Raw genomic sequence first — 21,089 nt, 5'->3', positions numbered from 1 at the left:
GAGGACAAGCTGTCCGAGAAGATCCTGTTCGGCGAGATCCAGCCCGGTCAGATCGTGATCGTGGACGTCGAGGGCTGGGAGGGCGAAGGCGCCGACGACAAGGCGCACTTCACCTTCCGCGGCAAGAGGACCGGCTTGGACCGGCAACAGCACACGCTCTGCACCAGTTACGCCGGGGTCGGACCGAGCGAGGAGTGACCCCCGAGTCCGCTGTGAACCACTGGAGGCGCGCTGTCGCATTTGCGGCGCGCGCTCGGTCTTTCCGGCGTGATGCGGTGACCACTTGGTGCCACCAACGCCGCCGAGTCGGTTGGAAGGCGTCATACTGGCCCGCCCACCCGGCCACCGAGGCCCCCGCGGCGGACACGATGACTGGATTCCGAATCCCTGAACGGGGTAATCGAAAGGAGAAGCGTTTACACCCCATCTTTGGCGGTGAGAACAGTGGTGGCGCTAGCGCACGGTGATGCGGTTCTGCTCGACGGGAACTGGGAGGACCTCATCATCGAAGCCGAGTCGGCGGGATACGTGGCCGCGCAGAATTCCGGGCTGCAACAACGGGACGCGAACGAGCCGGCAGTCGTAAGCCGGGTCGAAGTCGAAGTCGGACCGCCCGGAAATCCCGTGGCCGCCTGGCTCCTGTGCACGAACAGAGCGATCCCTTCAGGCGCCGGCGCCGCGGTGGTCGACGTGGAGCTGAAAGGCCGAGATGTCTGTCGCGTAGCGTCAATGGCCGCGCAGCAGGCATATGCGGCCGCCTACTGCACTGTGCTGGCAGAGGAAGCCGGTGCCGTGGCCACGCGCCGCATCGTGTCCACGACGACGCGGCCGGTAGAGCTCCCCACTCCCCGAGACGCTCACGAACGGATAGACCTCCAGCGGACCCGAAACCCTGAGCCCGAGCGGATCCCCTCCTGAGAAATCCTGCTGCTGCGGACTCGGGACGATGCTTGCGTCGGTCGCTTTCGCTCCTCTTCACGGAGCACCGGGCGCGAACCTCGGACATCTCAAGCGCGCGCTGCTCGGCGGGGAACCGCCAGCGTTGGAGCGCGGCCAGGATGACGAGCGGGAGCCGCGGCGTGCGAGGGAGCTCGGCGTGGAGCCTGAATTGCTCGACAGGCCAGACTCTGCAGGTCGCTGGGACCATCGGGAGGGTGAGAAGCCCAATGATCACCGCTCGGGCAAGAAATCGTAGGGAGCGAGCGGTCCCACCAGGCGGAGCTGGATGCGTCCGCTCCACTGCTCTCCCAGTCCATCCAACGCGTTCTCGAAATCGTCGCGACGCCCGCGTTCGACGAGCACCGCCACGTCGAACGCATCGTCCTCGCCCCCCACTTCGTGCACAGCTGTCGCGGCGACGAAGGGCGCCACGGCTTCGATCAGCTGATTCGCATCCGCTTCCCGCTTCGCCACAACGGCATTGCTGACCATCTCCCCCAACCGCAGCCGTTCGTCGTGCCCGGCCTCCGGAGGCACCCCCTGCAGCGACTCCCTGAGCTCCCTGACCTCCGGCTGTTCCGCTACGACTTCACGAATGTGCGCGGAGTCCAGGTAGCGTCCGCCAACGGTGAACTGCACCATTCCATCGAGTTCCGCGAGCGCCGCCTCGAAAAGTTCGCGATGTTGCGCCAGCAGCTCGTCGACGACAGCGTCGACCGAGCTCACGACGGCCCCGAAGCGCACGGGGAGAACGGTCGTCTCCGCCGCGATCGTGTCGAGCACCTCCTCGTGGCTGCGCAAATCGTCCGGTGTTCCCAACGGGCGGTTCAGGTCCACCTCGCTGATGGCAGCGGCGAGGCCCTCGTGCGAAACCAAGCGGACTGGTGTCTCGGCATCTCCTATCGAAGCGAGGTCGTCAGGAAGGGCGTACGACGACCCGAGGATTCCGTAGACGTAGATCCCGGAGGTGCTCTCGGGAGGGACCGCGTCGGCGTTCCGACCTCGTTTCGCCTGCGTTGTCATCGTTGTTCACGCCCCCAGTCGCGCGATTCACGGTGCCGAGCGGGTTGCTTCTCCCGCTCCTCCTGGTCACTGCCATCGCGGAATTGGTCGAACTCGTCCTTGGCGGGTTCGATCATTTCCTTGGCCTTCCCCTCGACACCGCTCTGCGTCGCGCCTTCAGGGGTCAGCTCCGTCAGGTCCTTGCCACCCTTCTCGTACAGGTCGAGCCGGTTGGTCGCTTCGGCGAACCGGAGGTAAGTGTCGACACCGGCCACTACGACCCGGGCGTCGATCGTGACGATCTCGATCCCGACCAGGGACACCCGGACGAACGCGTCGATGACCAGGCCCTTGTCCAAGATCTGCCCGACCACCTCGGACAGGCTGCTCGCGGGGGCCCGCTGGACCTGTGAACCCCCACCGCCTTGTCTGTTCGCCACAGTCATCGGAGATCACCTTCTACCGCCAGAGGTCACGCTGCTGCCTATCTCATCGTCCAGCTCTTCGTCCTTGTCGCCCTCGGCCTCGCCGGCCTCGCCGACAGCTCTTCGATCTTGTCGCGAGCTTGTCCGATGTAGACATTCTGCTTTCTTCTGTGAAGTACCTGTCGCTTTCCCTACCCGAGCCCCGGCACACCGAAACGCTTGCCGAATTCTCGCGAGCATTCGGACGGCGCACACGACTCTTCCGCATCACCGGGCTCGTCAGCACCATGGGGAATAACTAGCACTGGCTGACGAAATTGCACCTACGCCGCACTTCCGCTTCGACCCCATGAGATTTCGTGAAACTCGACCGCCTCCAGACGGGCCCGCGCCGCGGCTGCCGTGCTATGGCGCGGCAATTCGACTGAAAGGACACCGCCGTGTACTGGGATCTCCGGCGAGAAGGTGTCACAGGGAGGACGAACTCAGCACCGCATAGGTCGACGCCCCCGCGCCCTCAGCTGCGGCTGAGCGCCCGCTCCAGCTGTTCCTTTGTCATCTTCGAGCGGCCCTTGATGTTCTGGCGGCGGGCGTCGTCGTACAGCTGCTGCTTGGTCCGGCCACCGGGGCCTTGCCGCTTGCCCGACCGCTTCCCGCCACGCCGCTGCGGCGACATGTCCTGAGTCGACGTCTTGCTCTGCTGACGTGCCTGCCCCTGCTGCGCCCGGTCCTTGTTCACGGTCCGCGCAGCGATCTCCTTCGCACGTCCGGCACTCGACCCGCGTTCCTGAGCCTGTTCCTTGATGTGCTCGTACTGCCGCTCTTGCTTCTTGTTCCAGGTCTGCTGCGGCATCGTTCGCACCCCCTCACAGGGTTTCCACCGCTTCGGTTACCCGCGAACGACACGAAGAACACCTTCCGGGCGCCTACAGGCCACATCGGATCCGGCCACAGCCGTCGGTGTCGATCCACAGAGCCTATCCGATCATTTCGTCCCAGGTCAGCAGGAGCGGGAACTCCTCGAACACCGGGACTTGTCGTTTTTCGCGGTCCGGAAGCACTCCTCGATCGCCCACCACGCCCCGGCAACCGTGGTGCCGGTGTACTGACGCTGCACCCAGGCCGAGCGGACGTCTTTCTTGATGAACCTGGTCTCGTCGAGGATGAACACCCCGGTCGCGTCATCACCGAGCTGGTCCAGGACGTCACCGCGCAGGTCATCCCGGGCCCCGTCGGCGTCCCAGTCCGTGGTGCGCAGCAACCGCTGCATCCCGTCCGGCGAGACCGCCCCGCCATTCTCGGTCAGCGTCCAGCCGTTCTTCCGCTCCCGCCCTGCTAGCAGCCTCCGCAGGTAGGTACCGACCCGCTGACGCAGCTCGGACCTGGCGAAACGACTGAAGATCAGCTCCACCACGGCATCCAGCGACGCCACTCACCTTGCAAGATCCCACGTCACGCCGCCGTTGCAGTACTACCAGCTCAAGGCCCCGGATGTGTCCGTGGAACGGATTGGCCTTTGCTCATGCGCAGGATCAAGGCGACCGCGTCCTCCGAGTGGACTGCCGGAGTCAGGACCTCCTGGAGGAGCAGGCCACGAATCGCGGCGATGGTGACGGAGGCCGTGGTCAGCGCTTCCTTGGCGTCGAGCCCTTCGCGCTCCGCGAGCGAGGCCAGAATCTTGGTCAGGTCGTCGAGTGAGTCGATGAACTCACGAAAGTTCTCTGGGCTGTACGCGGCCAGACCTACGACGTGAAAGAAGCCGCGGACACGCGACAGCTGCTCCGGGCGGGTGTAGGTCCGCCAGATCGCCACGACGAGGTCGTCGAAGGTGCCTTGCTGGGCGGCCTCGAAAAGCGCCTCGTTGTCACGGGATCGCTGCGCCTTGAGCATGGCTGCCAGGACGCCCGGGAGCGACCCGAAGTGGTATCGCAGGAGGGCGTGGCTGGTCCCGATCCGGGCGGCGATCTCACGGAGTGACACCTCCGGTGCGGGAAGGGCCTCGTCGAAGGCGTCGAGAAGGCGAGCCAGGAGGCGCTCGCGTGCGTCGCCGGTGCGTTCCGTGCTTGACAGGATCACTCCCACAGTTTATCCATTGGAAAAGATGACGGTGCCGTGGTGCTTCAACCATGGTCGCAGTCAGCTCACCGACGGCGGAGGACATGACTCGTGGGACCTTTTCAGATAACCGGCGCGGCGGTCGTCGACGGGTCGGGTCGCGACCCCGTCGACGTCAACGTCACCATCGAAGACGGGCGTATCACCCAGCTCGGTGCCTCCGGCGCACACGGCGAGCGCTTCGATGCCGGGGGACTGACGATGACGCCTGGCCTGATCGACGCTCACGTTCACCTGGGCCTGTCGAGCCCGATCCAGCCGCAGTTCTCGTTTCGGATCAGTGCCGCGGAGATCGCGGCAGACATCTTCGCCACGGCCGGCGCGACGCTCGACGCCGGCTTCACGACCGTTCGGGACACCGGCGGGATCGACGGCGGCGTCGTCACCACGATCGCCAAGGGCAAGGTCAGGGGGCCACGCGTGCTGTCGTGCGGACCTGTTCAGTGCCAGACCGGTGGGCACGGCTACTACGGAGCCGAGTGGGAACCCACCGAGCTGTGGAGCAGCCATCACGTTCCCGGTCTGTGCGCCCTGTCGATGATGGCGGGCAACGCGGACGAGCTGCGAGGCAACGTGCGCGAGGCCTTCCGTCGCGGAGCCTCGTTCCTGAAGCTCTGTGTGACCGGCGGAGTGGTCGGCGCTCACGATCGGCTGACCGACACCCAGTTCACCGTGGAAGAGATCGCCGTCGCTGTTCAGGAAGCCACGGCACGGGGAACCTATGTGACGGTTCACGCCCACAACAACGAAGGCATTCGGAACGCGGTCGAGGCCGGGGTGCGCTGTGTCGAGCACGGCACCGACCTCGATGAGTCCACGGCCACCCTGATGGCCACTCGCGAGGTCGCCCTTGTGCCCACGTTCGCTGTCGTCGAGCAACTGCTGCATGACACCGCTGGAGCCGGCCTCGGCGAGTCGACCCGCGATCGTGTGCTGGGTGTTCGTGAGCGGATGACCGAGGCGCTTGCCGTCGCCAAGGAGGCCGGAGTGCGGATCGGGCTGGGTTCCGATCTCATCGGTCCGGCTCAGGACCGTCGAGGCGAAGAACTCACGTTGCGCGCAGAGCTGGAGACGCCGATGGAAGCACTCGTGGCGGCCACGAAGACCAACGCCGAGATCCTTGGCCTATCCAGCCAAGTGGGGGTCATCGCTCCCGGCATGCAGGCGGATCTCGTGCTCTGGAACGGCAATCCGCTCGAAGATCCGAAGCTCTTCGCCGACCCCGCCAACGCCGTACTCGTCGTCCAAGCCGGACGTGTTGTGAAGGACCTCCGATGAGCACCATGTGGCAGGGCTGCCTCGCCGACACCGACTACTTCGAGATGCGCTCCAGCGGCGGGCACGACTACGGCGTCTGGGTCACCACGCCACCGGGCTACGACCCCGCCACGACGCGAGCGCCTGCCGTGTATGTGCTCGACGGCAACTGGGCCGTGGGCATGACGGCTCCGCTCATCGTCACCCAGGCGGACCCCATGCAGCGGATCCAGCCCTACATCCAGGTCAGCGTCGGCTACGCGGGCGAAGACGCACAGCACTGGGATCGGCTGCGCAACAGAGACCTCGTGCCACCCGGCGAGCCAATCGCCAAGGAGCTCATCGATGCCGTGGAGATGGGAGTTCAAACTGGCGCCAGGACACGCGAGGAATCCGACGCCTACCTCGTCGAACTGGGCGACACCCACGCCGACGCGTTCCTGAGCTTCCTCACCGCGGAACTGCACCCGCGGATCGAACGCGACTACGGCACAGCCGCGAGCGGTCACGGCCTCTTCGGCTACTCCTACGGCGGCCTTTTCAGCCTCTACACCTGGCTCACCGGCTGCCCGCTCTTCGAGAGCATCGGAGCGGGCAGCCCCGGCGTCGTCAGTGAAGACAGTCAGATCTTCGCCCAGCTCCAAGAGATGGGTGACAGGAAGCATGCCGCCAAGCTTCACGTGACCCTCAACGATCGAGAGCTTCTCGGAGACCTGGCCGTCTACCAGACCCTCACGAAGAACACGGCTACTGTCCTTCACCGCCTGACCGCCCGCGGCGAAGCCGTCACCAGCGCGGTCCTGCGCGAAACACACGTGACTGGCCTGCAGGCCTCGTTCCTCAGCTACCTCAGGACCTGCCGCGCCCGGTAAGCGCGAACGCCGCGGCTGTGCGACCGCCGCGCTGGGCGGCCCGCACTCCGGAGAGTTCGCATGTCCATCGATGACCTGCAGTCTCGACAATGGTGACGACCGCCTAATACTGCAACGGCGCTCAGGTGTGTGGGTAGCCCCGTCGTTGGTAGTGGCTGAGGCGGGCTTGGTGTTGTCGGCGTCGGCGGAAGCGGCCCGCCACCAGCCCGGACATGTACTTCCGAGCCCGCATCCGCGGCTCCAACCTCGTGAAACGACCCGAAACCCGCTCATGGACCCGACCCAGCTCAGCCACCACCATCTCCATCACCCGCATCATGGTCCACTACCCACGCGAGTGCCGTTGCAGTGCTAGTCCAGCCGGCGACGTGCCCGGCGGCAGTCGCGGGACCGTACCGGCGAGCCTAGGGTGGGCGCCGTGGCCGGTCTCGCCCGTCGGGCACTTCAGTCCGAGCTGAGCACTCCAGTGCGCGTGATGGGCGTGCTGGGCTGGTCTTGCTACGGGTTCCTCCACATCATCATTGCCTGGCTCGCAGTGGAAGTAGCCCTCGGCGATCCGAATGAGCAACCGGCTCCGCAGGGTGCGATCGGCAAGATCGCACAGCAACCCGTCGGCTTCCTGCTTCTCGCGGTCCTGGCGGTCGGCTTGATCGCATTCGGCATCTCGCAGCTGATCATGGCGGCGATCGGATTCGGCTGGGTGCCAGGCCGCGCCACCCGCGCGGCCCGGAAGTCGGGGGCGCTTGGACGCGCGGTGCTTTCGCTCGGGCTCGGCGTCCTCGCGGCACGGCAGTCCATCGGCGGCCGAGCCGGCACGAGCAACTCGCAGCAGCAACGCCTGACCGCCGACCTCCTCGTGCTGCCAGCCGGCCGGCTCGTCGTCGGTGTGGTCGCCGTGATGGTGCTCGTGGTCGCCGTCGCGACCATCCGGCGCGGCGTGATCCGCAGTTTCGAGGAGGACCTGAACCTGCGTCCGCTCTCGGCGAGAACCCGGACATGGGTCAACCGGTGCGGGGTCGTCGGCTGGGTGGCGAAGGGCGTTGCGTACGGCTGCATCGGGCTCCTCTTCGCGGCTGCCGCCGTGTCCAGCGATCCCCGGCGCTCCGGAGGCCTGGATCTGGCTCTGCACCTGCTGTCCGGCTACCCCCTCGGCAAGGTGGCGCTGAGCCTGATCGCCTTCGGGTTCGTCGCCTTCGCCGTCTTCTGCTTCGCGGCGGCGAAAACTCACCGGAGGTAGTAGCGGTTGCTCAGGACGACAAGCGGTGAACGCTACGAACTCGCCGTCTGCTACCTCGGAGCCGATGACGAGGACGAACTCACCGAGAAGTTCGACCGCTGCAAGGAATTGCTGCCGTTCGTCCTCGACGAGGAGCCCTGATCTAATCGCCGGGGCGCAGCAGGACCTTCACCGCGCCATCTTCCTTCCGCTGGAAGATGTCGTAGCCGTGCGGGGCCTCGTCCAACGGCAGCCGGTGCGTCGCGAGGTCGCACACCCCGAGCGGGTCCGCCTCGTCCCGGACCAGCGGCATCAGATCACCGATCCACCGCTTCACATGGGCCTGCCCCATGCTCACCCGCACGCCCTTGTCGAACATCACCAGCATCGGCAGCGGGTCGGCGGTGCCCGCGTAGACGCCGCTGACCGAGATCGTCCCGCCACGCCGGACCGCGTCGATGCACTGGTGCAGGACCGTGAGCCTGTCCACGCCCGCCTTGGTCATCATCGGCTCCGCGACCGCGTCCGGAAGGGCGCTCACCAGCTTCTGCAGGAACTCCGCACCGGGCGAACCGTGCGCCTCCATGCCCACGGCGTCGATGGCGGAATCCGCGCCGCGCCCCTCCGTCATGGCGCGGACCGCGGAAGGCACGTCGTCGTGCGTGCGGGCGTCGATGACCTCGATCCCGTACCGCAGGGCCATCTCCAGCCGGTCCGGTTCGAGGTCCACCCCGATCACCCGGGCGCCCCTGAAGGCGGCGATCCGCGCGCTCATCTGCCCGATCGGGCCGAGGCCGAACACGACGACCGATCCCCCTTCCGGGACGGCCGCGTACTCGACCGCCTGCCATGCGGTCGGCAGCACGTCCGAGAGGTAGACGAACTGCTCGTCCGGTGGGCCGTCGGGCACCTTGATCGGGCCGAACTGCGCCTGGGGCACGCGCAACAGCTCCGCCTGCCCGCCCGGCACGCTGCCGTAGAGCTTGGTGTACCCGAACAGCGCCGCACCGCTGCCGTGCTCGCGCACCTGCGTCGTCTCGCACTGGGCGTACAGCCCGCGGCGGCACATCCAGCAGTGCCCGCAGGAGATGTTGAACGGGATCACGACGCGATCCCCGGGCTTGATGTGGGTGACTCCGGAGCCCGTCTCCTGGACGATGCCCATGGCTTCGTGCCCGAGCACGTCACCCGGCTCCAGGAACGGCCCGAGCAGTTCGTACAGGTGCAGGTCGGAACCGCAGATGCCGGTGGTGGTCACCGCGATGATCGCGTCGGTAGCGGCTTCCAGCCGCGGGTCCGGCACGTCGGTCACCCGGACATCGCGCGGTCCCTGCCAAGTGAGCGCCTTCACGCGCACCTCCGAGGTGGTCGATCCGTTCGGCGTCACCCGGGGTGGGTCTCGCCGCCGACGGGTGCCAGCACTTCACCGGTGTAGTAGCTCGAAAGCCGCTCTGATGCGAAGAAGACGTACGACGGCGCGATCTCGTCGGGATGGGCCATGCGCCCCATCGGGGTCTGCTCGCCGAATCCCTCCACCTTGTCCTCGGTCAGCGTCGCCGGGATGAGCGGAGTCCACACCGGCCCGGGAGCCACGCAGTTGACGCGGATGCGCCGGCCGACCAGCGACTGCGCGAGCGACTGCGTGAACACGTGGACGGCGCCCTTCGTCGCCGAGTAGTCCATCAGGTCCTTGTTCCCGCGCAGCCCGTTCACCGAGCCGGTGTTGATGATCGCCGCGCCGTCCGGCAGATGCTTCAACGCGGCCTTGCACAACCAGAAGATCGCGTAGACGTTGACCTTGAAGGTCCTGTCGAACTGGTCGTTGCTGATCTCGGTCAGGTCGTCCTGCGGCGCTTGCGTACCCGCGTGGTTCACCAGCACGTCCAGCCCACCCAGCTGCGCGACGACGTCCTCGACCAGTTCGTTGCAGTACCGCTCGCTGCCGACGTCGCCCCGGTGGAGATAGCAGGACCGGCCCTGTTCCCGCACGAGTTCGGCCGTGCGCTCGGCATCCTCGTCCTCCATCTCGTCGAGGTACGAGATCGCGACATCAGCGCCTTCCTTCGCGAACGCGATCGCCACCGCGCGCCCGATCCCCGAATCACCGCCGGTGATGAGGGCGCGCTTGCCGATCAGGTGGTGCGCGCCGACGTAATCCCGCATCTCATCCCTGGGCTGCGGCCGCATCGCCTGCGTGGTTCCCGGCGGCTGCTGCTGCTGCGCTCGTGCTGTCTTCGGCAATTCCGCCATCGCGAAGTCCTCACCATCGATCGTCCGCTCCGGAAACGCACTACCGGGCTGCCCATGGAAGGCAGACCGCAAACTGAGGGTGAAAACGCAGTTCGCAGCGGTGTTTTGCAGATCGACGCGCCGGGTAGTTCGTGCCCATCCGTGCTGGAAAGGAGTCGTCGAGTGGGCCGCAACCTCGCCCAGAAGCTCATCGCCTCGCACCTGGTCGACGGCGATCTGTCGCCGGGATCGAACGTGGCGATCGCCGTCGACCAGACGTTGACCCAGGACGCCACGGGCACGCTGGTCATGCAGGAACTCGAAGCTCTCGGGCTGACGCGCGCCCGCACCGAGGTCAGCGTGCAGTACGTGGATCACAACCTGCTGCAGGCGGACGAGAAGAACGCCGAGGACCACGAGTTCCTCCGGTCCGCCAGCCGGCGCTACGGCCTCTGGTTCTCCAAGCCCGGCAACGGAGTTTCGCACCCCACGCACATGCAGCGCTTCGGTGTGCCGGGGAAGGCGATGGTCGGCTCCGACTCCCACACCTGCGCTGCCGGTTCGATGGGGATGCTCGCCATCGGCGTCGGGGGCCTGGAGGTGGCATTGGCGATCGCCGGCGAGCCGCTGCGGATCCGGATGCCCGAGGTCTGGGGCGTACGGCTGACCGGGGAACTGCCGCCATGGGTATCGGCGAAGGACGTGATCCTGGAGATGTTGCGCCGGCACGGGGTCGCCGGCGGCGTCAACCGCATCATCGAGTACTACGGCCCCGGGCTGGCCGGGCTTTCCGCGATGGACCGGCACGTCATCGCCAACATGGGCGCCGAGCTCGGCGCGACCACCACAGTGTTCCCCGCCGACTCGGCGGTCCGGGCCTTCCTGCGCGCCGAAGGCCGCGAGGACGACTTCACACCCCTGGCCGCCGATACCGACGCCGCCTACGACGTCGAGGAGCACATCGACCTGAGCGACCTGGAGCCGCTGATCGCCCGGCCCTCCTCGCCGGACAACGTGGTGCCCGTGCGCGAGGTCGCCGGCACCGAAGTGAGCCAGGTCGTCATCGGCTCGTCCGCCAATCCCGGTTTGCGAGATTTCGCCATCGCCGCCGCGATCGTCCGCGGCCGCCAGACCGACCACTCGGTCAGCTTCGACATCAACCCCACCTCCCGGGAGATCCTCGAAGACATGACCCGCACGGGCGCCACGTTCGACCTGATAGCGGCCGGGGCGCGCATCCACCAGTCCGGCTGCATGGGCTGCATCGGCATGGGGCAGGCGCCCGCGGTGGGCACGAACTCGCTGCGCACGTTCCCGCGGAACTTCCCGGGCCGGTCAGGTACGCGCGAGGACTCGGTGTGGTTGTGCTCCCCCGAAACAGCGGCTTCATCGGCGCTCACCGGCGTGATCACCGACCCCCGCGACCTCGGCCAGAGCCACCCGGAGCTCAAGCTTCCGGAGAAGGCTTCGGTCAACACCGCAATGCTCGTGCCACCCCTCCCTCGGGAACAAGCGGAGGCAGTGGAACTGATCAAGGGAACCAACATCTCGGCGCTACCGGACTTCCCGCCGCTGCCCGACGAGTTGGCGGCGCCGGTCCTGCTCAAAGCGGGCGACAACGTCTCGACGGATGAGATCTCCCCGGCGGGTGCCAGCGCCTTGCCGCTGCGCTCGAACATCCCGGCGCTCGCCGAGCACACGTTCGCGCGACTCGACACCGCGTACCCCCGCCGCGCGCGGGAGCACCCCGACGGCCACATCGTGATCGCGGGACAGAACTACGGCCAGGGTTCATCGCGAGAACACGCCGCGATCACGCCCCGCTACCTCGGCCTGCGAGTCGTGATCGCGAAGTCCTTCGCGCGAATCCACTGGCAGAACCTGGCCAACTTCGGCATCGTGCCGCTGGAGTTCACCGATCCCGACGACTACGCGGACATCGGGGTCGACGACGTGCTCCGCCTCGACGACTTGCGCAACGCGCTACCGGCCGGCGACGAGATCACCGTGCGCAACACCACGCACAACCGGTCCTTCCGAGTGCGCCACCGGCTCTCGCCCCAACAGGTCGAAGCCGTGCTCGCCGGCGGCGTGATCCCGCTGCTGGCTTCTCGCCGGACCTGAACCGCGGTGGCTGTTCGCGAATAGCGCGAGGGCGCGGGGCTGGCCTGCGGCGGGGCTCACTGCTTCCGCGGGCGATCGGCCTTGGGCTTGCCGGGAAGCCCGCCGATGCCGTGCCGCGGCGGGTGCATCGGTTCCGGCGAGCCGCTGGGCTCGACCGGGGAGCCCCCGGGGGTGTCCTCGGCCTCCACCGGCTGCGCCTCCTGCGTCCCGCCCGATGGCGTCGCCCCCTCCCGCAACTCCTGCAACCGGTTTTCCAGCACCTCCACCACTTGAACCCGGTTGTTGTGCACGCGCTCGTAGTCCAGCAGCTGCTGGATCTGCTCGCCGTCCAACGACCGGATCCGGTGCTGCAGGGAACCGACCGGCACGTTGTCGTAATCGATGAGGGGAAGCTCATGCGGGGCCATCTCTCCTCCTTTGCAACAGCTACAGGCGTTCCCCGTTCCCGGCCGGATCATGCTTGACGCGCCGCTCAGCGCCCGGCCTTCCACCGGGAACGCCGGGAACTCCGGTGGGACGACCTGTAGCTGATTCCCCAGCTGCGCCCGCTTTCGGTGGAAAGTTTCCCGCACGCGAATCAGCGTGAGGCTCGGGTGGCTGCCCGCGAGGCGCGGAGGGCAACCCGAAAACGGCAGCACCGACAAAGTCGCTCTTGCGGGCTTCTGATCGCCGCCTCGGTGCGAGATCAGCCCGGGTGGCTAGACGAAGGCGCGGAGCTACGGCTCGACGGAGAAAGTGTGGTCGACGTGCCGGCGCATCAGCGCTTCAGCGTGTTCCCACGGCATCGGGGCGGGGATCGGGTACAGGTGTCGCGTCCATGCGAGCTCGCGGTGGGCTCGGGCGAACACCGCGAAATCCCTGGGAAATGCCTCGCGGTCCACTCCGACCAGTGCGCCGACTTTGCGGGCGCGCGCGGTCAGCTTCTCCCAGTTGTCGATCGGTGCGAGCCCGATCGACTCGGTCCCGTGGGAGAAGAGCATCAGGCGAATTTCGTCGGGGACCCCTGTTCGGTCCAAGTAGGAGTGCGCTGCGCTGAGCGAGTTCTCCGAGTTGAAGGCGAGCCAGAAGGGTATTGATCCCGTTCGCACCGTCCACCACGGCTCGACCAGGAGGAAGCAGTCGAACAACAGCCGCTCGGTAGGTATCCCGTTCTGTTCGTACCAGGCGCGGTACACCTCGGCGACCATCGGGCTCATCCGCTCGGGATGATCGAAACGCACCCGGCGCAGCGATCCTGCTACCACATCTTCCAGGTCCGCGAGCCAGGACTCTTCGAAGCCCCACTCGGCTTCGGGTAGGTAGGTGTCCCGCGGAGGCGGATCCCAGCGACGCCGGGAGGCACCGTAACGCCGGAGCAAGTCCGCGACCCGCGGTCCGCCGTGGTAGTACTCCTCTTCGGTCGCGCCGCCGAGGGCACCGAACTGGAAGTGGTGGCGTTCTCCGACTTCGGTTGCTGGCCACTGCAGGCCGCACTCGACGCTGACGACTACTCCGCCGGGTGCTAGCCGTTCACGAATGAAGCGCCGGTACGCGTCCGGTAGTCGCAGCCACTTCACGCGGAAGTAGGACATGCCGGTGATCATGAGCCGGTCCTGGTTGGGGTCGTGCATGTGGTGCAGCCCCAGGTGGGGATTCGCATCGAGCAGTTGCCGCCCCGCTTCACGGCCGGCCGCCATTTCCGCGCGGGGCGCGTCTCGGTCGACCCCACTCCTGCGCACCGGAAGCAAGACCGTCTGCGGAAGCCACGGAGCATCGAGCGCGGCGGCCAGATGTGCCACAGCTCCGTTGGAGGATCCCAGGAAGATGACCGGGTACTGGCGCTTGGGGTAGTGCTCGGCGATCCACTCGGCCAGGGCATCAGAGCGCACCTCACTCAGCCGCCGCTGCGGTATCGCCTCCGAAATGCCGCTCAAGGCGTACACACGATCAGCCAGCCCATGCGGCATCCGGTTGACGCCTACCATCAGAGCACTCATCAACGGCTCGAGAGCACCCGGCAGCTGGCCGAGCAACGGCGCATCGCTACCGGCGAGGTAATGGGAGAGCCCTCGAAGGAGACCCGTGGTCGAGTCGAAGGAGGCCACTGCTCGCCCAGGCTTCACCGCTGCACCTCCGAGACGAATTCATCGAGTGCGTCGGCCAGACCGGACGGGTCGGCGAAGGGAACCATGTGAGCGGCTCCTGGCCAGGTCCGCAGCCTCCCCTGGGGAAGCAGGCGGGTGACTTCTTCCGCCCAGTCGTTCGGAACCATCCTGTCGTACTCGCCGCGCACGACCAACGTTGGCTGTTGGACCTTCGGCAGCTTGTCCTCGATCGGATCGCACAGGGCTGCCCGAAACGCTGCTGCTACCCGCCGTGGCCCGGCATCCCGGTAGTCACGGCGGACCAGGGCTCCCAGTCCACGCGGCTCGTGGACGCCGTTGCGCACCCAACGCCAAAGCTGACGCGGGAACGACCGAGCCTGGGCATCGACCGTGGGGCCTACCAGCACCAAGCCGCGAACGTGTTCGGGATATCGCACGGCCAGATCAACGGCGACCTGGCATCCCGAGGAACAACCCAGCAGGTAGATAGGAGAAGCGAAAGTGGTGTCGAGGAACAGGACAAGAGCGTCGGCGAACACACCGATCTCAATCGGCGCGCGTACGGGCTCGCTGGCCCCGTAGCCTGGCAGGTCCACCGACCACGCCGCACGCTTGCCGTGCAGTGCTGACAAGAGGGGGAGCATCTCCCTGCTGGACACCCCAGCTCCATGAAGGCACACAGCTGGTGGCGATTCGCCGGCAACGTGCCACGACGCCAGCACAGTGCCACCGATGTCCGTGAGCTCCTGCTCCATCTCCAGGGGCTACCCACCTCAGGGCTCTGCATACCCTGCCCACGAATCAGGGCCCGCTGCGGGAGGCAGGGACGATCTGAGCGCGCAGGGGACGGTGGTCTCGATCGCACCCAACGGGTAGAGCAGCCGGCGGATACGCCGCCGCTGCTGTCTGCCCGATCAGCCACGGCGTCCAACCTCACTCCTGGTCGCGCTCTTCCTCGACGCGCTGCTGCGCCTCCGCGCGGTCGGACGCGGCGGGCCGTTCCTCGGGGAGTGCGCGGCCCGCGGGTTCGCGCGTGAAGAGCACCGCGACCAGGCCCACCGCTCCGGCCGCGACGAGCAGGAACGCCGGAACCACCTTCATGCCGGTAGCCGCGACGAGCGCTTCGGCGACCAGCGGCGTGGTGCCGCCGAACAGCGCGACCGAGATGTTGAACCCGACCGACACGGCGCCGTAGCGGATCTCGGTCGGGAACAGCGCCGGCAGCGTCGAAGGCATCGTGCTGCTGAAGCAGATCAGCGTCAGGCCGATGATCAGCAGACCGCCCAGCACTGCCGCCACGCTGCCCTGGCCGATCAGCAGGAACGCCGGGAACGACAGCACGATCAGCGCGACGCTGCCGAACCCGGCGATGGGCAGCCGGCCGATGCGGTCGGAGAACCGGCCCAGCGCCACGATCAGGCCCATCACCAGCACCATCGCCACCAGCACCAGGGCCAGCGAGCTGGTGTGCTGAAAGCCGAGCACGGCCGAGAGGTAGGTCGGCATGTAGGCGGTGAGCAGGTAGTTGGTCACGTTGAACACCAGCACCAGCCCGATGCACTTCAGCATCGACCGCCAGTGGCTGCCGAAGATGGTGCGCAGGCTGCGCCAGGTCGCCGCCGCCTGCGGCTGCTCGTCGCCGGAGGTCTTGCGGTACGCGGGCGTCTCCTCCAGCCGGAAGCGCAGGTAAAGCCCGATGATCCCGAGCGGGCCGGCCACCAGGAACGGGATCCGCCACCCCCAGGTCGTGAGGTCCTGCGGCGACATCGTGACGGTGAGCACCGTGACGAGCGCGGCGCCCAGCGAATAGCCGGTCAGAGTGCCGAATTCCAGCCAGCTGGCCATGAACCCGCGCCGCCGGTCCGGCGAGTACTCCGACACGAAGGTGGCCGCGCCGCCGTACTCGCCGCCGGTGGAGAAGCCCTGCACGAGCCGGGCCACCAGCAACAGCACCGGCGCCCAGATCCCGATCGTGGCGTAGCTCGGGATCAGCCCGATCGCCAGCGTCCCAAACGCCATCGTGACCATGGTGGTGGCCAGCACCTTCCGGCGGCCGATGCGGTCGCCGAGCGGCCCGAAGAAGAACCCGCCCAGCGGCCGGACCAGGAACGCCACCGCGAACGTGGCGAAGGTGGACAGCAGTTGCGCGGTCGAGCTGGTGGGCGGGAAGAAGACCTGGCTGATGACGACGGCGATGTAGCTGTAGACGCCGAAGTCGAACCATTCCACGGTGTTGCCGACGGCGGCCGCGGCGACGGCCCGCCTGGCCTGCCGCTCGTCCACAATGGTCGCTTTCGGCTCATCACCACGGCTCCCGGGCCGATCACGCCGCCCGTCGGTCGCCTCCATACCAAGCCCCCACCCACATCAACGGCTCACTGCTGCACCGGAAAGCGCAGGATTCGGGCCCAGGTAGACCGTCGCGAACGTCCCCTCCTGCCTTGTACACCCCCCACTGAACCGGAAACTCCCCGCTCCGCCCGCACCCGAGCCGCCGGGCGGTTCCGCATCCGCCAGGAGTCGTCTTCGTTGAACTACCCCGCTTCGTCTTCTCCCATACCTCGCGTCGATGTGCTCAGCCGAGCAGGACGGGCACGGCGATGAGCGCAGCGAGGACCGTGACGCCGAGCAGGAGCCAGGCGACGTAGTCGCCGACGTGTCCGGAGTGCACCTCGTGCAGGACGTCGATGCAGCGCCGCGATATCGGCCCGAGCACACGAGGAATGGGCGGCGGACGAACCGCCAGTGCGGCGAGGACGACCGCCAATCCTGTCGACAGCAACGACAACCCGATCCCGGTAGCGGTCCAATGTGGTGCCGCGACCGGGATCAGGGCGCTTCCGCCATCGCCCAGCACCTGTGCGGAGTAAGCGGCACCGCTGCGCACTTGCTCGGCGGCGAGGGCGAATGCGCCCGCGACATCGGGGAAGGCCGGCACAAGTCCAGAACCGATCCCCACCAGCCCGGGCACAAGGATCGCCATCATCGTCATGACGGGTTCGCGGCGTTGGCGCTGCGGGATCTCGGACTGCTCATGCGCGCCGCTGATGACTTCCGACGGGCGCGGCTCGCGCGCGCGAGCGCCCACCCCGAACTGGATCCGCACCGCGGCGCGCAACACGGCCGCCCCGGCGACGGCCGAGGTGAGCACGTACAGCACCGAGATCCACGGCCCGGCTGCCTCCTCCGCGGTCGCCTTGCCCGCGGCGATGCCCGCCGGCGGAAGGCCGGCCAGCGCGAGAGCACCGACCAGGAACAGCCACGACAGCACCGACCGCGGCCCGCCGCGTCCGTGCAGCTCGGCTTCGTCAACCGTGCCGTGCTGGTCCAGCAGCACGCCGACTACCAGGAACAACATCGCCTTGATCCCCGCGTGCGCGACAACGAACAGCAGCACACCGGCCGTGGCCGGGACTGCGGACAGGGCCGCCAGGAACAACCCCATGTGGGCGATCGTGGAGTAGGCCAGCAGGCGTTTGAGGTGGTGTTGGAGGACGCACAGGACCGCCCCCACCACCGCGGTCACCAGGCCGAGCACGAGGAACGCCGGTCGCATCCGGTCCTCGGGCAGCACACCGTCGAACACCACCGATTGGACCCGGACGAAGCCGTACAGCCCGAGTTCGGCCATGACGCCGGAGAACAGCACGCACACCGGCGTCGGGGCGACCGCGTGCGCGTCGGCGAGCCAGAAGTGGAATGGCACCACAGCGGCTTTGACCAGGAACCCGGTCGAGATCAGCACGAAGGCCGCGATGATCGCCGCATCGGGCGGGGCGGCATCCAGCGCGGTCCGCACCTGGGCCAGCCCCAGCTGCCCGGTGCGCGCGTACAGGATCCCGATGCCGAACAGCGAGAAGTAGGCGCCCACCGAGTTGATCACACCGAAGTTGAACCCGGCCTGCACCGACTCGGGCTCCTCGACCTTGTACCCCGCGAGCGCGTAGGCGACCGCGCCCATCAGCTCGAAGAACACGAGCATCGTGAACACGTCGCCGGCGAAGCAGAATCCGGCCATCCCGGTGAGGAACAGCAGCATCAGCACGTGGAAGTGCGCCTCGACGGACTCGAAGTAGTTCCAGCTGAACAAAAGCGCGCACACGGTCAACAGCGCCGCAAGAGCAACCATGCCTGCCGAAGTGCGATCGGCCACCAGCGCGATGCCGACCGGCGCCGGTGGTCCCCACCCGCCCATCCAGCTGTGCACGACCTCGGTGCCGCAAGCCACGTAGACGCACCCCGCGCACACCAGCCCTGCGGCGGTCGCCGCCGTTGCATCGATCAACTGCCGCGGGAGCCAGTGTTCGAACGCCAGCAGGAGGCAGGCCGCCACCACGGGAACGGCCATCGCCAGCGCGGGAACCTGCTCCACGAGGCCCGGCACGTCAACCCTTGAGCGCGCGCAGCTCGTCCGGGTCGGTCGTGCCGTGCTGCTTGGCGATCTGCAGGGTCAGCGCGAGCAGCAGCGCCGTCACCGTGGCCGAGACGACGATGTCGGTCAGCGTCATGGCCTGCACCACCGGATCGACCACCGGCGCGCCCGGCTGCAGATCGGGGGTGAACACGGGTGCGCGGGCGCCGGATTGGAACCCCGTGCCCAGCAGCAGCACGTAAGTGGACGACTGAGCTACTGACAGCGAGACGACCGCGTGCACGAGGTCGTGGCTGCGCACGATGCCGAAGCATCCGACGAGCAGCAGCCAGCAGGCCGTGGCGTACAGGCAGGCGGTCATCCTCGCCCCCCGGAACCGGTGGTGAGGTCATGGGTCTGGTGCAGGAACTGGGCGACCAGCACGATCACTCCTGCCACCACCTCGAAGCCCACCGCGAAGCTCAGCAGCGGAACCGCGCCTCCGGACAGCAGGTCGCCGAAGGCGCCCAGCGGGACGACGTTCGCCAGGAAAGCCAACCCCGACACCGAACCTGCGATCCCGATGGCGACGAAAGCACCCACGCCGAGCGCCTCGACGTAATAGCACCAGGCCAGCGGGCGCAGCCGGCGCAGCGCGGGCAGATCACCGGCGATGTAGAGCAGGTGCACACCGGTGGCGAGTACGACTCCGCTCTGGAAGCCGCCGCCTGGCGTGAGGTGGCCGTGCACGAGCATGTCCGCGCCGAGCAGCAGCGCCAGCGGCGTCAGCACGTATCCCGCCAGGGCTGTCAGGGGCAGCACGGGCACGGTCGGCTCCTGCTCGCGGGAACGAACCAGCTCGGCGCGCAGGGGACGCAGCAATGCCGTCGCACCCACCACCGAGCCCAGGAAGATCAGCTCCTCCCCCAACGTGTCCAACGCGCGTTGATCGAAGTTGACCGAGGAAACCGCGTTGGCGGTGCGATGGTCCCCAGCGGCTTCGACCGCCAAGTCCCGGTAGGGGTGGAACGCGCTGCCGAATTCCGGCACCCGGAAGTAGGCGGCCCCCACCACCGCTGCGGTGCCGGCCGCCCCGAGGGCGAACACCGCGAAGCGGACCGCGCGGCTCATCGCCTGCGCACCTTCCGCAGCGTCAGCATGACCAGCAACGGCACGACGGCGGTCCCGATCGCGAACTGCGAAAGGGCCACGTCGGGCGCCTGCAACAGCAGGAACAGCAGCCCCATCAGCAGCCCGTAGATCGACAACGTGATCGCCTGGCGGTCCGGGTCGCCGGCCAGCACGACCGCAGTACCGCCCACGGCGAGCAGGCCCAATGCGATGAGGACCAGCACCGCGGTCATGTCGGAGAACCTGATTGGCGGTGGGCGATCGCGTGCCCGATCGCTACCTGCACCACTGGGCCGGTCACCGCGATCGCGGCCGTGATGGCGATGACCAACACGGCGCTCAGCGACACCCCGGAATCCAACGCCACCGCGATGCCGATCATCGGTGCTCCCAGCGATGTCACGGGCGCCAACAAGTGCAGACGGGGCAGCGGCTCGCGCACGGCGGCGGCGATCGAGAACACCACCACGACCGCGACCCCGAGGACGAGCAGCGCCTGGCTGAGCAGTCCCATCATCGCCTCCTGAGCAGGCGGGCGAAGACGAGGTTCCCGGTCACAGACAGCACCACCAGGACCGAAGGAACGATCAGGTACGCCGCCTGCCCGTATCCGTGCGCGAGGAGCAGCGCCACGAGCACCGCGACGCTGCCGGCCAGTTGCAACCCGACGAGCCGACCCCCAGGTCCCGCCCGGGCACCGACCAGCAGCGCCGGCCCCAGACCGCCGGCCATCAGCACCGCCGCCGCGAGCAGCCAGCCGTTCAACGCAGCACCGCCCGCACCAACCTGTCGCCGCCGGATCCCCACTGGTGGAGGACGATCCCCCCGTTGTCGACGTGATCGTCGGTCACCACCGTGGAGGGCGTCCCGGACAGGACGGCCGTGGTCACCGCATGCCGCCCCAGGCGCTCCGCAGCCGACGCGCCAGCCGGCAGCCGAATGGCTCGGAAACGACTGCGCGGCGTGGTGTTTCGAATCATCTTGGCCACCAGCTCGCCAGCGTCGGTGATGGCCGCGACGATCAACGGGCCGAGCCACGCCACCCAGCGCAACCGGACGGACCACCGGCACCCGAGGACGACCCGCACCGCGCGGGCCACCACAGCGCAGGGCAGCGCCACGACCGCACCGGCCACGACCTCCCAAGCCGTGAGCGTGGTCAAGGTGGTCACCCACAACGCCAGCAGCACCGCCCACCAAGCCAGGACCTCAACCGTAGCGTCCAACATCGCCCACCTCGCTCGGTCGAGCCCGAGCTGCCGACACCGGCTTCCGCGCCCGGGCCGAATGCGTTGTCCGCACCGGCTACCCGGCAACCACGAGCGCCAATCCCTGCGCACGAGA

The 21,089-nt window shown here is 67.8% G+C and carries 24 protein-coding genes and 1 pseudogene; 7 read left to right on the top strand and 18 right to left on the bottom strand.

The genetic code is table 11. From position 1 onward, the window contains the following. Together AC07FN_RS31310 and AC07FN_RS31305 are read left to right on the top strand one after the other, a co-directional pair. A partial coding sequence (locus AC07FN_RS31310) for a hypothetical protein (RefSeq protein ID WP_478398845.1) occupies nt 1-198 on the top strand: 198 nt, incomplete at its 5' end. A 237-nt stretch (nt 199-435) separates the two neighbouring features. Further along, the gene (locus tag AC07FN_RS31305; protein ID WP_478398844.1) at nt 436-918 is read left to right on the top strand and encodes a hypothetical protein; all 483 of its coding nucleotides are present in this window, start codon (nt 436-438) and stop codon (nt 916-918) included. 252 nt (nt 919-1,170) lie between these two features. On the opposite strand, the gene AC07FN_RS31300 is transcribed toward AC07FN_RS31305, so the two are convergent. From AC07FN_RS31300 to AC07FN_RS31280, 5 genes and pseudogenes are all read right to left on the bottom strand, one after another. Beyond that, a complete protein-coding gene (locus AC07FN_RS31300) occupies nt 1,171-1,962 on the bottom strand; it encodes a GvpL/GvpF family gas vesicle protein (protein ID WP_478398843.1) in 792 nt (263 codons plus the stop codon). Then, complete coding sequence (gene gvpJ / locus AC07FN_RS31295; protein WP_478398842.1) at nt 1,959-2,387, bottom strand: gas vesicle protein GvpJ; 429 nt, start codon at nt 2,385-2,387, stop codon at nt 1,959-1,961. The genes AC07FN_RS31300 and gvpJ overlap by 4 nt, the downstream gene beginning before the upstream one ends. Before the next feature lie 496 nt (nt 2,388-2,883). Beyond that, nucleotides 2,884-3,219, bottom strand: coding sequence for a plasmid stabilization protein (locus tag AC07FN_RS31290; RefSeq protein ID WP_358504853.1), 336 nt, complete (start codon nt 3,217-3,219; stop codon nt 2,884-2,886). Between the two features lie 240 nt (nt 3,220-3,459). Further along, nucleotides 3,460-3,798: pseudogene (locus AC07FN_RS31285) on the bottom strand (transposase); the annotation flags it as partial. Nucleotides 3,799-3,845: 47 nt separating this feature from the next. Continuing rightward, nucleotides 3,846-4,442, bottom strand: coding sequence for a TetR/AcrR family transcriptional regulator (locus AC07FN_RS31280; RefSeq protein WP_363816852.1), 597 nt, complete (start codon nt 4,440-4,442; stop codon nt 3,846-3,848). A gap of 90 nt (nt 4,443-4,532) precedes the next feature. Here AC07FN_RS31280 and AC07FN_RS31275 point away from each other — a divergent pair, with 90 nt between their 5' ends. The 4 genes from AC07FN_RS31275 (at nt 4,533) to AC07FN_RS31260 (ending at nt 7,988) form a co-directional block, all read left to right on the top strand. Beyond that, nucleotides 4,533-5,759, top strand: coding sequence for a metal-dependent hydrolase family protein (locus tag AC07FN_RS31275; RefSeq protein WP_478398841.1), 1,227 nt, complete (start codon nt 4,533-4,535; stop codon nt 5,757-5,759). Then, the gene (locus tag AC07FN_RS31270) at nt 5,756-6,610 is read left to right on the top strand and encodes an alpha/beta hydrolase (protein WP_478398840.1); all 855 of its coding nucleotides are present in this window, start codon (nt 5,756-5,758) and stop codon (nt 6,608-6,610) included. Before AC07FN_RS31275 ends, AC07FN_RS31270 begins: the two co-directional genes overlap by 4 nt. 418 nt (nt 6,611-7,028) lie before the next feature. After that, on the top strand, nt 7,029-7,847 hold the full coding sequence (locus tag AC07FN_RS31265; RefSeq protein WP_478398839.1) for a DUF1206 domain-containing protein: 819 nt from the start codon (nt 7,029-7,031) through the stop codon (nt 7,845-7,847). 6 nt (nt 7,848-7,853) lie between these two features. Next, nucleotides 7,854-7,988, top strand: coding sequence for a hypothetical protein (locus AC07FN_RS31260; RefSeq protein ID WP_478398838.1), 135 nt, complete (start codon nt 7,854-7,856; stop codon nt 7,986-7,988). A 1-nt stretch (nt 7,989) separates the two neighbouring features. Here the strand turns inward: AC07FN_RS31260 and AC07FN_RS31255 are convergent, their stop codons facing one another. Together AC07FN_RS31255 and AC07FN_RS31250 are read right to left on the bottom strand one after the other, a co-directional pair. Continuing rightward, complete coding sequence (locus tag AC07FN_RS31255) at nt 7,990-9,177, bottom strand: zinc-dependent alcohol dehydrogenase (RefSeq protein ID WP_478398837.1); 1,188 nt, start codon at nt 9,175-9,177, stop codon at nt 7,990-7,992. Between the two features lie 32 nt (nt 9,178-9,209). Then, nucleotides 9,210-10,076, bottom strand: coding sequence for an SDR family oxidoreductase (locus tag AC07FN_RS31250; RefSeq protein ID WP_478398836.1), 867 nt, complete (start codon nt 10,074-10,076; stop codon nt 9,210-9,212). A gap of 162 nt (nt 10,077-10,238) precedes the next feature. Between AC07FN_RS31250 and AC07FN_RS31245 the strand changes: the two genes are divergently transcribed. Next, on the top strand, nt 10,239-12,179 hold the full coding sequence (locus AC07FN_RS31245) for an aconitate hydratase (protein ID WP_478398835.1): 1,941 nt from the start codon (nt 10,239-10,241) through the stop codon (nt 12,177-12,179). Between the two features lie 56 nt (nt 12,180-12,235). On the opposite strand, the gene AC07FN_RS31240 is transcribed toward AC07FN_RS31245, so the two are convergent. The 11 genes from AC07FN_RS31240 to AC07FN_RS31190 form a co-directional block, all read right to left on the bottom strand. Continuing rightward, nucleotides 12,236-12,586, bottom strand: a complete 351-nt coding sequence (locus AC07FN_RS31240) for a DUF8129 domain-containing protein (protein WP_478398834.1) — start codon at nt 12,584-12,586, stop codon at nt 12,236-12,238. 309 nt (nt 12,587-12,895) lie between these two features. After that, nucleotides 12,896-14,101, bottom strand: a complete 1,206-nt coding sequence (locus AC07FN_RS31235; RefSeq protein ID WP_478398851.1) for a hypothetical protein — start codon at nt 14,099-14,101, stop codon at nt 12,896-12,898. Between the two features lie 176 nt (nt 14,102-14,277). Beyond that, nucleotides 14,278-15,018, bottom strand: a complete 741-nt coding sequence (locus tag AC07FN_RS31230) for an alpha/beta fold hydrolase (protein WP_478398833.1) — start codon at nt 15,016-15,018, stop codon at nt 14,278-14,280. A 178-nt stretch (nt 15,019-15,196) separates the two neighbouring features. After that, on the bottom strand, nt 15,197-16,612 hold the full coding sequence (locus tag AC07FN_RS31225; protein ID WP_478398832.1) for an MFS transporter: 1,416 nt from the start codon (nt 16,610-16,612) through the stop codon (nt 15,197-15,199). Nucleotides 16,613-16,838: 226 nt separating this feature from the next. Further along, nucleotides 16,839-18,647 carry a complex I subunit 5 family protein gene (locus tag AC07FN_RS31220; RefSeq protein ID WP_478398831.1) on the bottom strand — a complete coding sequence of 603 codons (1,809 nt, stop codon included), beginning with the start codon at nt 18,645-18,647 and terminating at the stop codon, nt 16,839-16,841. A 1-nt stretch (nt 18,648) separates the two neighbouring features. Continuing rightward, nucleotides 18,649-18,996 carry an NADH-quinone oxidoreductase subunit K gene (locus AC07FN_RS31215; RefSeq protein ID WP_478398830.1) on the bottom strand — a complete coding sequence of 116 codons (348 nt, stop codon included), beginning with the start codon at nt 18,994-18,996 and terminating at the stop codon, nt 18,649-18,651. Next, nucleotides 18,993-19,745, bottom strand: a complete 753-nt coding sequence (locus AC07FN_RS31210; RefSeq protein WP_478398829.1) for an MnhB domain-containing protein — start codon at nt 19,743-19,745, stop codon at nt 18,993-18,995. Before AC07FN_RS31210 ends, AC07FN_RS31215 begins: the two co-directional genes overlap by 4 nt. Beyond that, on the bottom strand, nt 19,742-19,978 hold the full coding sequence (locus tag AC07FN_RS31205; protein ID WP_478398828.1) for a Na(+)/H(+) antiporter subunit B: 237 nt from the start codon (nt 19,976-19,978) through the stop codon (nt 19,742-19,744). The genes AC07FN_RS31210 and AC07FN_RS31205 overlap by 4 nt, the downstream gene beginning before the upstream one ends. Further along, nucleotides 19,975-20,262, bottom strand: coding sequence for a monovalent cation/H(+) antiporter subunit G (locus AC07FN_RS31200; RefSeq protein ID WP_478398827.1), 288 nt, complete (start codon nt 20,260-20,262; stop codon nt 19,975-19,977). Before AC07FN_RS31200 ends, AC07FN_RS31205 begins: the two co-directional genes overlap by 4 nt. Further along, nucleotides 20,259-20,510 carry a monovalent cation/H+ antiporter complex subunit F gene (locus AC07FN_RS31195; RefSeq protein ID WP_478398826.1) on the bottom strand — a complete coding sequence of 84 codons (252 nt, stop codon included), beginning with the start codon at nt 20,508-20,510 and terminating at the stop codon, nt 20,259-20,261. Before AC07FN_RS31195 ends, AC07FN_RS31200 begins: the two co-directional genes overlap by 4 nt. Next, nucleotides 20,507-20,974 carry a hypothetical protein gene (locus AC07FN_RS31190; protein WP_478398825.1) on the bottom strand — a complete coding sequence of 156 codons (468 nt, stop codon included), beginning with the start codon at nt 20,972-20,974 and terminating at the stop codon, nt 20,507-20,509. Before AC07FN_RS31190 ends, AC07FN_RS31195 begins: the two co-directional genes overlap by 4 nt. Nucleotides 20,975-21,089 lie beyond the last annotated feature (115 nt).

The sequence above is a fragment of the Saccharopolyspora sp. NPDC045941 genome (genome assembly GCF_056431445.1).
This window is presented reverse-complemented; position numbering and strand designations above follow the sequence as displayed.